The organism is Bradyrhizobium sp. ORS 111 (genome assembly GCF_045571485.1).
Lineage (GTDB): Bacteria > Pseudomonadota > Alphaproteobacteria > Rhizobiales > Xanthobacteraceae > Bradyrhizobium.
The window spans coordinates 6,629,820-6,641,508 of the sequence record NZ_CP120701.1; the positions used below are offsets into that span (position 1 = coordinate 6,629,820).

Sequence of the window (11,689 nt, forward strand, 5' to 3'; positions counted from 1 at the left end):
CCGCCCAAAAACAGACATTGGCGGAGACGCGCAGATGGCGATTTTGGGTCTCGGATATGCCGGCTTCGGCTCTGACGCACTCGACGACTGGCGGCAGTTCGGCACCGGCCTGGTCGGGCTGCAGGCGATCGAGCGCGGCAATTCGCTGCTCGCTTTCCGGATGGACGATCGCAAACAACGCATCGTGATCGACCGCGCGCTAGCCGAAGGCACAAGGTTCTTCGGCTGGGAAGTGGCGGACGCCATAGCGCTCGATGCGCTGGCGGCCCGGCTGGAGCGGGCGGGCGTTGCGGTGACCGCCGAACCGCAATCGCTGGCCGATGCGCGGCGCGTCCGCGGCCTGATCTCGTTCCGCGACCCCACGGGCAACCGCCTCGAGGCGTTCCATGGTGCCGAGATCGACGACACGCCTTTCAAGCCGGGACGATCGATCTCCGGCTTCCGCACCGGGCCGCTGGGACTCGGCCACGCCGTGCTCACGGTCGAGCACATCGCTCCCGTGACGGCCTTCTATGTCGACGCGCTCGGCTTCGGCCTCAGCGACTACATCGAGAAGCCGTTTCGCGCCTATTTCTTCCACGTCAATCCACGCCACCACTCTCTGGCGCTGATCGAGACCGGCACCAACGGCATGCATCATCTGATGATGGAGCTGTTCTCGCTCGACGATGTCGGCCAAGCCTACGACATCGCGTTGCAGGAAGACCGGGTCAACGTCACGCTCGGCCGTCACACCAACGACCTGATGACGTCGTTCTACGCCAGGTCGCCATCATCCTTCATGGTGGAGTGCGGCTGGGGCGGCCGCGAGATCGATCCGGCGAACTGGACGCCGGTCGAGATGCATGATGGCCCGAGCCTGTGGGGCCACGAGCGCGTCTGGCTGTCGCCGGAGGATCGCGCGGTGGCGCGCGAGATGCGCATGCGCGCCGCCGCCGAGGGCCGCCGTGCGCCGGTTCAGGTGATGGAAGGCAATTTCAAGCTGATGTCGGGGACATGCCCGTGGTGGGATGGGATGAAGGCAGGAAGCTGAATCGTCCCTCGTCCCTGCGAAGGCAGGGACCCATACGCCGTGGCCGCCGAAATGGGCAACCTGGCAGCCATCCCGCCAGATCAACTGCATCCGGTGGTTATGGGTCCCTGCTTTCGCAGGGACGACATCGCGTTTGCGGCTTGCGCGCCTACCCCAGATGCTTCTTGAAGAAATCCGTGGCGCGACCCCAGGCGAGTTCGGCGGCGTGGCGATCGTGCACGGATTGGCGCTGCTCGTTGACGAAGGCGTGCTCGGCGTCATAGCGGAACAGTTCGAGCGACTTGCCTGCAGCCTTCATCGCCTTCTCGAAATTGTTGACGGCCTCCGGCGTGCACCAATCGTCCTTATTGGCGAAATGGGCCTGCAGCGGGATCCTGATATCGGCGGGCTTGGCGGCCTGCTCCGGCGGAATGCCGTAGAACACGACGCCCGCGGTCAGTTCCGGCACATGCACCGCGCCGATGATGGTCACCGCGCCGCCGAGGCAGAAGCCGGTCAGCCCGACCTTGGCGCCGTTCTTGGCGAGATACTGCGCGGCGCCGCGCACCGTCTGCGTGGTGGCATCCATGAAGTCGAGTGAATTCATCTCTTTGCCGGCCGCGTCGGTGTCGTGATAGGGCACCACCTTGCCCTTGTAGAGATCGGGCGCCAGCGCATCGAAGCCGGCCGCCGCGAAGCGGTCGCACAGGCCCTTGATCTGATCCGACAGGCCCCACCATTCCTGGATCACGACCACGCCCGGCGCGTTGCCGCCCGCGGCGTTGGCGAGATAGCCTGACGCGTCCTTGCCGTCCGGGCGCTTGAAGCTGATGCTGGTACCCATGAGTTCCTCCGCAATGGTTGCCGGCCGATTGGCCGGCATTTTGTCCGCAGTCGGTGGCGGACGCAATCGGGTCATGCCGTCATTCCGGGGCACTCGCCAGAGCGAACTATGGTGCGCAATTGCGTACCTGAGAATCGCGAGATTCCGGGTCTGTGCTCACGCACCATCCCGGAATGACAACCAGATTCAGCAAATAAAAAAGCCCCCGCAGGGGCTTTTTCAATTTCATGGCGCAGACCTCGCATCAGTGCGCGTTGGCCCAGACCCGCTTCTTGGTGAAGTACATCAGGAAGGCGAAGATGATCAGGAACACGAACACCTGCATGCCGATCCGCTTGCGCTCCTCCATGTGCGGCTCAGCCGCCCACATCAGGAAGGTCGTGACGTCGTGGGCGTACTGCGCAACGGTCGCCGGCGAGCCATCGTCGAAAGTCACCTGGCCGTCCGAGAGCGGCTTCGGCATCTTGATCGCGTGGCCGGGGAAGTACTTGTTGTAGTACGAGCCCTCCGGGATCGTGACACCCGCCGGCACCTTGTCCTCGAAGCCCTGCAGGATGGCCGAGACATAGTCGGGTCCCTGCTCCTGGTACTGGGTGAAGAAGTCGATCACGAATTGCGGGAAGCCGCGCTCATAGGAGCGTGCCTTCGCAATCAGCGACAGATCCGGGGGAGCCGCGCCGCCATTGGCCGCACGCGCCGCCTGCTCGTTCGGGAACGGCGACGGGAAGTAGTCCGCCGCACGGCCCGGACGCTCGAACATCTCGCCCTGATCGTTCGGACCATCCTTGATCTTGTACTCGGACGCGAGCGCCGCCACCTGCGCCGTCGAGTAGCCGGGGCCACCGGGATCGGCGAGGTTGCGGAACGCGACATAGGACAGCGCGTGACAGGCCGAGCAAACTTCCTTGTAGACCTTCAGGCCGCGCTGCAGCGAACCGCGGTCATACTTGCCGAAGGGGCCGGAGAACGACCACTTCTGGGCCGGAGGCGCCTCGTTGCCCTCGGCCTTGGCGCTGTGCACGCCGCCGACCAGGAGCCCGCCCGCGACCATGAGTGCGATCGCGGTCGAGACCATCGGCTGAGCCTTGCCCCGGCTCCGCGACAGCACGTCGTCGGCGATCGAGTTCGGCACCGGACGCGGCGTCTCGATCCGCGAGAGCAGCGGCAGCACGATCAGGAAGTAGGCGAAATAGCAGACCGTCAGAATGCGGCCGGCGATCACGTAGATGCCTTCGGGCGGCTGCGAGCCGAGATAGCCGAGCCCGATGCACACCACCACGAAGATCCAGAAGAACTGCTTGGCCAGCGGGCGGTACTTCGACGAACGGGTCCGCGCGCTGTCGAGCCAGGGCAGGAAGCACAGGATGATGATCGCCGAGAACATCGCCACGACGCCGGCGAGCTTGTTCGGGATAGACCGCAGGATCGCGTAGAACGGCAGATAATACCATTCAGGCACGATGTGCGCCGGCGTCACGCCCGGATTTGCCGGGATGTAGTTGTCGGCGTCGCCGAGATAGTTCGGCATGTAGAAGATGAACCAGGCGTAGAAGATCAGGAAGCAGGACACGCCGAACAGGTCCTTGATCGTCGCATACGGCGTGAACGGCACGGTGTCCTTCTCGGTCTTCGGCTCGACGCCCGCCGGATTGTTCTGGCCCGCGACATGCAGCGCCCAGACGTGCAGCACGACCACGCCGGCGATCACGAACGGCAACAGGTAATGCAGCGAGAAGAAGCGGTTCAGCGTGGGGTTGCCGACCGAATAGCCGCCCCACAGCAGCGTCACGATGCTCTCGCCGAAATAGGGGATCGCGGAGAACAGGTTGGTGATGACGGTGGCGCCCCAGAAGCTCATCTGGCCCCACGGCAGCACGTAGCCCATGAAGCCGGTCGCCATCATCAAGAGGTAGATGATGACGCCGAGGATCCACAGCACCTCGCGCGGCTCCTTGTACGACCCGTAATAGAGGCCGCGGAACATGTGGACGTAGACCGCAAAGAAGAACATCGACGCGCCGGCGGCGTGCATGTTGCGCAACAGCCAGCCGTAATTGACGTCGCGGACGATCAGCTCAACCGATTTGAAAGCGAGGTCGGCGTTCGGCGCGTAGTGCATTGCCAGAATCACGCCGGTGATGATCTGCACCGCCAGCATCATCGAAAGAATGGCGCCGAAGGTCCACCAATAGTTCAGGTTGCGCGGCGTCGGATAGGCCACGAAGGACGAGTGGACCAGGCCCATAATCGGAAGGCGCCGCTCGATCCACTTCAAGGCGGGGTTGGTCGGTTGATAATCGGATGGTCCGCTCATTGATGCGATCCTGAGGAAGAAAAGCGACGCGATGGGTCCAAGTCGAGGCCGAAGCCCGGAGAGGTCCGGGGCTTAGCCAATCTGGATTTTGGTATCGGAAACGAAGGTATAGGGCGGCACTGCCAGGTTGGCGGGCGCGGGCCCCTGCCGGATGCGGCCGGAGGAATCGTACTGCGAGCCATGGCACGGGCAGAAGAAGCCGTCGTAATTGCCCTCATGGGCGATCGGGATACAACCGAGATGGGTGCAGATGCCGATCACCACCAACCACTGATCGTGGCCCGCTTTGACACGCGCCGAATCGGCCTGCGGATCCTTCAGGCTCGAGAGCGCCACGTTCTGGGCCTCCTCGATCTGCTTCTTGGTGCGATGGCTGATGTAGATCGGCTTGCCGCGCCAGAAGACTTTGATGTCCTGGCCCTCGGCGATCGGCGTCAGATCGACCTCGATCGGCGCGCCGGCCGCGATCGTGGCGGCATCCGGGTTCATCTGGGCCACCAGCGGCCAGACGGTGGCGACTGCGCCGACCGCGGCGGCAGCTCCGGTTGCAACAAAAAGGAAATCACGGCGTGTCGGATGGTCCGCCGAAGACGCTGTCGTCACGTTTCCAAGCCCTTTCATATCCGCAGCCGGTGGAACCGCCCCGGAGACGCAGAACGCGCCCAGGAAAGGCTGCCGGCGCCCGCGGCCCCCGCGGCGGCAGAAAACTGCCCTTCCGCACCCCAAACGGCGGAACAGCAGTCCAGAATCGTTCTATTGGCACCCTTGCCGGACGAGCGCAAGCCCGCTATCGGCTCGCAAGCGTGCAATGCACGAAATCCGCGCCAAGCGATGTTTTATTGAGACAATTTCACCGGACGTCACAGGTCGCCAGCATCATGCAGATCGCGCTGTTCCAGCCCGACATCCCGCAGAATACCGGGACGATTCTGCGCCTCTGCGCCTGCCTGGACGTGGCCGCCCATATCATCGAACCGGCGGGCTTCGACACTTCGGACCGGCATTTCCGCCGGGCGGGCATGGACTATCTCGATCATGTCAGGTTGAAGCGTCACGACTCATGGTCAAAATTCGAGGAATGGCGTACCGAGGCAGGGTGTCGGCTGATCCTGTTCACCACCAAGGCGGCGAAATCCTACCTTGATTTCGAGTATGCCGCTTCCGATGTCCTGCTCTTCGGACGCGAAACGGCAGGGGTCACCGATGCAGTGGTGGCCGCCGCGGATGCGCGGCTGGTGATTCCGATCAAATCGAGTTTGCGCTCGCTCAACGTGGCGGTCACAGCGGCCATGGCGGTCGGAGAAGCGCTGCGCCAGACCGGCGCAGCAACTTAAAGGGTTTGTTTAATGAGCTACGCGGTCAAGGAGATCTTTCTGACCCTGCAGGGCGAAGGCGCCCATGCGGGGCGGGCCTCCGTGTTCTGCCGCTTCGCCGGCTGCAACCTCTGGAGCGGCCGCGAGCAGGACCGCGCCGCCGCCGTGTGCAAGTTCTGCGACACCGATTTTGTCGGCACCGATGGAACTCTGGGGGGCCGCTATGCGACTGCGCAGGAGCTCGCGGACACCGTTGCTGCGCAATGGACCGGCGGGGACGCCGACCGCTACGTGGTGCTGACCGGCGGGGAGCCGCTGCTGCAGGTCGATACGCCCCTGATCGAGGCGCTGCATCGCCGCGGCTTCGCGATTGCCATCGAGACCAACGGCACCATCGCGCCGCCGGATGGACTCGACTGGATCTGCGTCAGCCCCAAGGCCGGCTCCGAGCTCGTGGTGCGCAAGGGACACGAGCTCAAGCTGGTCTATCCGCAGCCGGAGAACAGGCCGGAGGATTTCGCCGGCCTTTCCTTCGAGCGCTTCTCGCTGCAGCCGATGGACGGACCCGACGTGGTCGAGAACACCGCGCGCGCGATCGAGTATTGCCTGAAGCACCCGCAATGGCGGCTCAGCGTGCAGACGCACAAGACGATCGGCATCAGGTGAACTGGAGCGCTTTCGAGCGAAGTGGATACGGTTCGCGTCAAGATAGCGCGACCAGATAAGAGATAACAGCTTGATCCGGTTCAATCGGGTCATGCTCGAACACTGACAGAACTGGATTGTTGAACGAGATGTGGGAATTGACGAAAGCGTTCCGCTTCGAGGCTGCGCACGCGCTGTCCGGAACGACCTTTGGCGTCGCCAGTGAGGAGATTCATGGTCACTCCTTTCGCGCCGAAGTCACCGTGCGTGGCACGCCGGATCCGAAGACCGGGATGGTGGTCGACCTCGGCCTGCTCGAACGCAGCATGGCCGAAGTGCAGAAGACCCTCGACCATAAATTCCTGAACAGGATCGAGGCGATCGGAGTTCCGACGCTGGAGAACCTCTCGCGCTTCATTTGGGAGCGGTTGCAGCATGCTGGAAAGCTGACACGCGTCAGCGTCCACCGCGATAGCTGCGGCGAGAGCTGCACCTATTACGGCCCGCAGGACTAGTCATGCTGCCCACTGACCCCGCCATCATCGAGAGCCGCAAGGCCCGTGCGCGCAACTGGTTCGAGGCGTTGCGCAACGACATCTGCGCTGCCTTCGAGCGGCTCGAAGACGACGCCCCCTCCGCGCTCTATCCTGGCAGTGCGGGCCGCTTCGTGCGCACACCCTGGGATCGGACCGATCACACCGGCAAGCCCGGCGGCGGCGGCGTGATGTCGATCATGAAGGGCCGGCTGTTCGAGAAGGTCGGCGTGCACTGCTCGACGGTGCATGGCGAGTTCGCTCCCGAATTCCGTGCGCAGATTCCCGGCGCCGCGGATGATCCGCGGTTCTGGGCATCGGGCATTTCGCTGATCGCGCACTTGCGCAATCCGAACGTGCCCGCCGTGCACATGAACACCCGCTTCGTCGTCACCACCAAGGCCTGGTTCGGCGGCGGCGCCGACCTGACGCCGGTGCTGAACCGGCGACGCACCCAGCACGACCCCGATACGGTCGCTTTCCACGCCGCGATGAAGGAGGCCTGCTCCGGTCCGAACGGCGTCGCCGACTACGACAAGTACAAGAAGTGGTGTGACGAGTATTTCTATCTGCCGCATCGCAAGGAAGCCCGCGGCATCGGCGGCATCTTCTACGACTGGCACGACAGCGGCGACTGGGAGGCCGATCTCATCTTCACCCAGGACGTCGGGCGCAGCTTCCTGAAAATCTATCCCGAACTGGTGCGGCGCAATTTCGAGACGGCCTGGACCGCGGAGGATCGCGAGGAGCAATTGATCCGCCGCGGACGCTACGTCGAATTCAACCTGCTCTACGACCGCGGCACCATCTTCGGCCTCAAGACCGGCGGCAACGTGGATTCGATCCTGTCGTCGCTGCCGCCGGAGGTGAAATGGCCGTGAAGAGCCTGCCGCGTGCGATGCTGATCGACATGGATGACACCATCCTGTCGGCCTACGGTCGCCCCGAGATCGCCTGGAACAAGATCGCCACCGAATTCGCCGATGAACTGGCTCCCCTGCCCCCGGACCAGGTCGCGACCGTCCTTCTCGCGTCCGCACGGCAATTCTGGTCGAAGGCCGAGCCGATCTGGCGGATCAGGCTCGCCGAAGCGCGCCGGCTGACCGTGAAGGGCGGTTTCGCGGCGCTGGCGGCGGCCGGACACCGCGCGCTGTCGGACGATCTCGCGAACCGCATCGCCGATCGCTTCACCACGCTTCGCGAGGAAGAAATGTTCGTCTTCCCCGGCGCGCACGAAGCGATCGACGCACTGAAGGCGCTCGGCATCAAGCTCGCGCTGGTCACCAATGGCGCTGCCGACATGCAGCGCGCCAAGGTCGAGCGCTTCGCGCTGGGCCATCGCTTCGACCACATTCAGATCGAGGGCGAACATGGTTTCGGCAAGCCGGAGGAGCGCGCCTATCTGCACGCAATGCAGGCGCTCGGCGTCACCGCACCGGACACCTGGATGATCGGCGACAATCTGGAGTGGGAGGTCGTGGCGCCGCAACGGCTCGGCATCTACGCGATCTGGATGGACGTGCATGGCGACGGCCTGCCGCCGGGATCGACGGTCAAGCCCGACCGCATCATCCGCTCGCTGACTGAACTGGTACCAGCGGCCGACAAATAGCGCCTCGCCGGTTGTTTCTCTGCACCAAATCCCCTCCGCCTTGCGTCGGCCGTGATCGGACTGTCATGACCGGTCGATAGCCTGCCATCCGCGTCATCAAGCGCGGAGGGAAATCATGGAACTGAAACCAGGCGACGTCGTCATGCTGAAGTCCGGCGGCCATCCGTTGACGGTGGTGGAGGTCGAGGACGACAAGGTCGAGTGCCTCTGGATGGGGGTGGACGGCGATCTGTTTCGCGAAACGCTACCACTCGTCGCGCTCGAATCGGCTGACCTCGATCCGGACGAAGAGGAGGATGACGAAGAAGAGGAAGACGAGGAAGAGGACGACGAAGACGAGGACGATGACGACGACGGTCGCAAGAAGAAGCGCAAGGCCGCGTAGCAGCTCCGCGCGCGATGCTGTCGCGCCGCCGACAGCATCGGCTCGCTTGCACGTTCCGAGCGCACGCAGCGCCGACCACGCCCGGCGAAGCCGGACAAATTTCACAGCCGATGGTCGCGCGTGAAGCGAGATACGGTCTGGTCGGCGATGTCAGACAATACCTGCGGATCCAGCGGGAAATCCGCGGCCAGCCAGGCATCTTCGGCCAGGGTCAGGACATGTCCCAATGCCGGTCCCTCGGCAATCCCGCGCGCAATGAAATCCGACGCTCTCAGCGGAAAGTGAGGCGCGCGCCAGCGCTGCGGCAGCGTCGCAAGCGCGCGCCACTGGTCGACATTCCGGTCCGCGCCGGTCCGCGCCCAGGCGAGCAGCAGCCGGTCGCGATACGGCTGCTCGTCGAGCCGATAGAGCCGGCGCTTTGCATGCGCCTCGTCCATGCCAGGCAGTCGCCACCAGCGATGTCCCATCGAATCGAGCGCCTTGGCTTCGGCATTGGAGAGCCGCAGCCTGCTCGCGATGCGACGCGCGTCCTCGGTCACGGCAACCGTCAGCGCGGCGAGACGGCGCACCGCGCTTGGCGCCAGGCCCATCAGCTTCTCGATCTCGATCATCGCCGCGAACGGCCCGGTATAGGCGACGCCGCCGACCAGCGGCAGCAGCAGGCCGCCGTCGGCCATCGCGACGACAGCGGCGGCGGCGCCGTCCGCGACCACGAGCTTGAGCATCTCCATGCGGATGCGCTCGGCCGAGAGCCCGGCAAGCCCGGCACGCCCGCCGATGCAGGCGAGATAGCCGGTGCGCTCGACCTCGCCGTGGCCATAGGCGGCGTGGAAGCGGAAGAAGCGCAGGATGCGCAGATAATCCTCCGCGATCCGCTGCGCCGGATCGCCGATGAAGCGCACGCGCCTGGCCTCGAGGTCGGCGAGGCCACCGACGTGATCGTGGACGACGCCGTCCGCATCGACCGACAGGCCATTGATGGTGAAGTCACGCCGCTCGGCATCCCGCACCCAGTCGCGTCCGAACGTCACCTTGGCCCTGCGGCCGTAGGTTTCGGTGTCCTCGCGCAGCGTCGTCACCTCGAACGGATGGCTTTCGATCACCAGAGTGACCGTGCCGTGCTCGATTCCGGTCGGCACGCTCTTGATGCCGGCTTGCTTGGCGCGCCGGACCACCTCGTTGGGCAGGGCAGTGGTGGCGATATCGATGTCGCCGAGCGGAATTCCCATCAACGCGTTACGGACGGCGCCGCCGATCACGCGCGCCTCCTCGCCGTCGGAATTGAGCAGGTCGAGCACGCGCGCGGCCGGACCGGAGGCGAGCCATGGCGCGTCGGACAACAGGCGCACCTCGCTCATCTTTCAACTCCGGGCACCAGCCTGCCGTTCTCGATATGGGCAGGCACGTAAGTCGAGTTCGGCGGCGCGCCGGTGTACTCGGCGAGCAGGACGAAGCTCACGATGACGAGCAGCAGCGCCGCGAGCGTCAGCTTCGCCAGCATATCGAGCGGCCACGAGGCCGGCAGCGCCACGCCGGCGCGCGTCGCGATCAGGAAGCCGGCATAGACCGCGAACGGGATCAGGAAGATTCCGATCTCGGTCAACACCGTGCGTATCATGACAGATAAATCCGCTCATACAGCACGCGCAGGATGCCCGCGGTCGCGCCCCAGATGTAGCGTTCGGCGAACGGCATCGCGTAATAGGAGCGATCCATGCCGCGGAATTCCTTGGTGTGGATCTGATGATTCTCCGGATTCATCAGGAAGGCGAGCGGCACCTCGAAAGCATCGACGACCTCGGCCTCGTTGATCTCGAGCGCAAACCCCGGCCGCACCTTGGCGACCGTCGGCAGGATGCGGAAGCCGAAGGCGGTGCCGTAAAGGTCAAGATAGCCGACCGGATCGATGAAGTCGCGCTTGAGCCCGACCTCCTCGCAGGCCTCGCGCAGCGCCGCATCGAGCGGCGAGGCGTCGGTGGCGTCGATCTTGCCGCCGGGAAACGAAATCTGGCCGGCGTGGCTCGACAGATGGGGCGAGCGCTGCGTCAGCAGCACGGTCGGTTCGGGACGATCGACCACCGGGATCAACACGGCGGCCGGCCGCACCGGCTGCTCCCTCGCGACGATCTCGAGCATGCGATCGTTGCCGGAATCTCCGGTGCGCGGAATGATATGTGGATCGACCAGGCCCGGCGGCACATCGAAAGTGAGCCGCGCACGCGCCCGCGCAAAGAATTCCGTCGAACTGATCGTCGCCGGCCCCGCCTTCAGCAACGGCTCATTCAAAGTGCGTCCCTCACCTGCTTCGCATCCGCCATCGCGAAGAATTCGCCCCCGGACTCGACGCCGAACATTTGGCGACCATCGATCATCCGCTCCTCGCCCATGTCAACAAGATCGTAATAGAGCGCGCGCGTGACCTTGGCCCAGAGATCGGCGCGGACATGCAGATAGGGCGTCAGCCCGCCGTCCGCGGCGACCTCGAAGCGCAGGCCATGGCCCTTCTCGCAATCGACCCAATCGTCGACATTGGTTCGGAACCTGAGCAGTCGGCCGCGGTTGTCTTGCTGCTTTTGCATTTCGACGGCGAGAAACGGTGCATCATCGACGCGGATGCCGACTTTCTCCACAGGTGTCACGAGAAAGTGCTTGCCGTCCTCGCGTTTCAGGATCGTGGAGAACAGCCGCACCAGCGCCGGACGGCCGATCGGCGTTCCCATGTAGAACCAGGTGCCGTCACTGGCGATCCGCATGTCGAGATCGCCGCAAAATGGAGGATTCCACAGATGCACCGGGGGTAGTCCCTTGCGCCCCGGCGGAGCCGATGTCGTAGCTTGATTGACCGCAGCGGTGAGGCCTTCGAGACCCTTGCTGTCGAGGCCCGTGGGTTCACGATCCCGATCGGTCTGCCCTTGCTTCGCCATTGTTTGCCTTAAAAAATCCTACCTTCAATCTGGCACGATTGGTGCACGTGTCTTGAGATGTGGTCGGGATGCCGTTCTCGCCACATCGTGATGCCGTTCATACCCTG

14 protein-coding genes are annotated in these 11,689 nt (G+C 64.4%); 7 read left to right on the forward strand and 7 right to left on the reverse strand.

The features are described 5' to 3' along the window. The first annotated feature begins 34 nt into the window (after positions 1-34). Entirely contained in the window at positions 35-1,033 is a 999-nt protein-coding gene (locus P6U30_RS30465; RefSeq protein ID WP_407166471.1) for a VOC family protein, read from the forward strand. Between the two features lie 148 nt (positions 1,034-1,181). Here the strand turns inward: P6U30_RS30465 and P6U30_RS30470 are convergent, their stop codons facing one another. From P6U30_RS30470 to petA, 3 genes are all read right to left on the reverse strand, one after another. After that, positions 1,182-1,856, reverse strand: coding sequence for a dienelactone hydrolase family protein (locus P6U30_RS30470; RefSeq protein ID WP_407166472.1), 675 nt, complete (start codon positions 1,854-1,856; stop codon positions 1,182-1,184). Between the two features lie 244 nt (positions 1,857-2,100). After that, a complete protein-coding gene (locus tag P6U30_RS30475) occupies positions 2,101-4,170 on the reverse strand; it encodes a cytochrome c1 (protein WP_407148229.1) in 2,070 nt (689 codons plus the stop codon). 72 nt (positions 4,171-4,242) lie between these two features. Further along, positions 4,243-4,773 carry a ubiquinol-cytochrome c reductase iron-sulfur subunit gene (gene petA / locus P6U30_RS30480; RefSeq protein WP_407148230.1) on the reverse strand — a complete coding sequence of 177 codons (531 nt, stop codon included), beginning with the start codon at positions 4,771-4,773 and terminating at the stop codon, positions 4,243-4,245. A 275-nt stretch (positions 4,774-5,048) separates the two neighbouring features. Here petA and P6U30_RS30485 point away from each other — a divergent pair, with 275 nt between their 5' ends. The 6 genes from P6U30_RS30485 (at position 5,049) to P6U30_RS30510 (ending at position 8,658) form a co-directional block, all read left to right on the forward strand. Further along, positions 5,049-5,504, forward strand: a complete 456-nt coding sequence (locus P6U30_RS30485; protein ID WP_407148231.1) for a tRNA (cytidine(34)-2'-O)-methyltransferase — start codon at positions 5,049-5,051, stop codon at positions 5,502-5,504. A gap of 12 nt (positions 5,505-5,516) precedes the next feature. Beyond that, positions 5,517-6,149, forward strand: coding sequence for a 7-carboxy-7-deazaguanine synthase (gene queE / locus P6U30_RS30490; RefSeq protein ID WP_407166473.1), 633 nt, complete (start codon positions 5,517-5,519; stop codon positions 6,147-6,149). A 128-nt stretch (positions 6,150-6,277) separates the two neighbouring features. After that, positions 6,278-6,643 (forward strand): 6-pyruvoyl trahydropterin synthase family protein, encoded by a 366-nt coding sequence (locus P6U30_RS30495; RefSeq protein ID WP_407166474.1) that lies wholly within the window; start codon positions 6,278-6,280, stop codon positions 6,641-6,643. A gap of 2 nt (positions 6,644-6,645) precedes the next feature. Beyond that, on the forward strand, positions 6,646-7,542 hold the full coding sequence (hemF, locus tag P6U30_RS30500; RefSeq protein ID WP_407166475.1) for an oxygen-dependent coproporphyrinogen oxidase: 897 nt from the start codon (positions 6,646-6,648) through the stop codon (positions 7,540-7,542). Then, positions 7,533-8,273: an HAD family hydrolase gene (locus P6U30_RS30505; RefSeq protein WP_407166476.1), complete on the forward strand. Its 741-nt coding sequence runs from the start codon at positions 7,533-7,535 to the stop codon at positions 8,271-8,273. Before hemF ends, P6U30_RS30505 begins: the two co-directional genes overlap by 10 nt. Before the next feature lie 115 nt (positions 8,274-8,388). Further along, positions 8,389-8,658 (forward strand): YodC family protein, encoded by a 270-nt coding sequence (locus P6U30_RS30510; protein WP_407166477.1) that lies wholly within the window; start codon positions 8,389-8,391, stop codon positions 8,656-8,658. Positions 8,659-8,759: 101 nt separating this feature from the next. Here P6U30_RS30510 and P6U30_RS30515 read toward each other — a convergent pair whose 3' ends face one another. From P6U30_RS30515 to P6U30_RS30530, 4 genes are read right to left on the reverse strand one after another with little or no spacing between them, the layout of a single operon-like run. Then, positions 8,760-10,016, reverse strand: a complete 1,257-nt coding sequence (locus P6U30_RS30515) for a CCA tRNA nucleotidyltransferase (RefSeq protein WP_407166478.1) — start codon at positions 10,014-10,016, stop codon at positions 8,760-8,762. After that, the gene (locus tag P6U30_RS30520; protein WP_407166479.1) at positions 10,013-10,276 is read right to left on the reverse strand and encodes a DUF6111 family protein; all 264 of its coding nucleotides are present in this window, start codon (positions 10,274-10,276) and stop codon (positions 10,013-10,015) included. Before P6U30_RS30520 ends, P6U30_RS30515 begins: the two co-directional genes overlap by 4 nt. Next, positions 10,273-10,908 carry a CoA pyrophosphatase gene (locus tag P6U30_RS30525; RefSeq protein WP_407170577.1) on the reverse strand — a complete coding sequence of 212 codons (636 nt, stop codon included), beginning with the start codon at positions 10,906-10,908 and terminating at the stop codon, positions 10,273-10,275. Before P6U30_RS30525 ends, P6U30_RS30520 begins: the two co-directional genes overlap by 4 nt. Positions 10,909-10,940: 32 nt before the next feature. After that, positions 10,941-11,582: a DUF1285 domain-containing protein gene (locus tag P6U30_RS30530; RefSeq protein ID WP_407166480.1), complete on the reverse strand. Its 642-nt coding sequence runs from the start codon at positions 11,580-11,582 to the stop codon at positions 10,941-10,943. Between the last annotated feature and the right edge of the window lie 107 nt (positions 11,583-11,689).

Coding starts and splice junctions, on each gene's coding strand:
- P6U30_RS30465 (WP_407166471.1), top strand. CDS start 35: ATGGCGATTTTGGGTCTCGGATATGCCGGCTTCGGCTCTGACGCACTC.
- P6U30_RS30470 (WP_407166472.1), bottom strand. CDS start 1,856: ATGGGTACCAGCATCAGCTTCAAGCGCCCGGACGGCAAGGACGCGTCA.
- P6U30_RS30475 (WP_407148229.1), bottom strand. CDS start 4,170: ATGAGCGGACCATCCGATTATCAACCGACCAACCCCGCCTTGAAGTGG.
- P6U30_RS30485 (WP_407148231.1), top strand. CDS start 5,049: ATGCAGATCGCGCTGTTCCAGCCCGACATCCCGCAGAATACCGGGACG.
- queE (WP_407166473.1), top strand. CDS start 5,517: ATGAGCTACGCGGTCAAGGAGATCTTTCTGACCCTGCAGGGCGAAGGC.
- P6U30_RS30495 (WP_407166474.1), top strand. CDS start 6,278: ATGTGGGAATTGACGAAAGCGTTCCGCTTCGAGGCTGCGCACGCGCTG.
- hemF (WP_407166475.1), top strand. CDS start 6,646: ATGCTGCCCACTGACCCCGCCATCATCGAGAGCCGCAAGGCCCGTGCG.
- P6U30_RS30505 (WP_407166476.1), top strand. CDS start 7,533: ATGGCCGTGAAGAGCCTGCCGCGTGCGATGCTGATCGACATGGATGAC.
- P6U30_RS30510 (WP_407166477.1), top strand. CDS start 8,389: ATGGAACTGAAACCAGGCGACGTCGTCATGCTGAAGTCCGGCGGCCAT.
- P6U30_RS30515 (WP_407166478.1), bottom strand. CDS start 10,016: ATGAGCGAGGTGCGCCTGTTGTCCGACGCGCCATGGCTCGCCTCCGGT.
- P6U30_RS30520 (WP_407166479.1), bottom strand. CDS start 10,276: ATGATACGCACGGTGTTGACCGAGATCGGAATCTTCCTGATCCCGTTC.
- P6U30_RS30530 (WP_407166480.1), bottom strand. CDS start 11,582: ATGGCGAAGCAAGGGCAGACCGATCGGGATCGTGAACCCACGGGCCTC.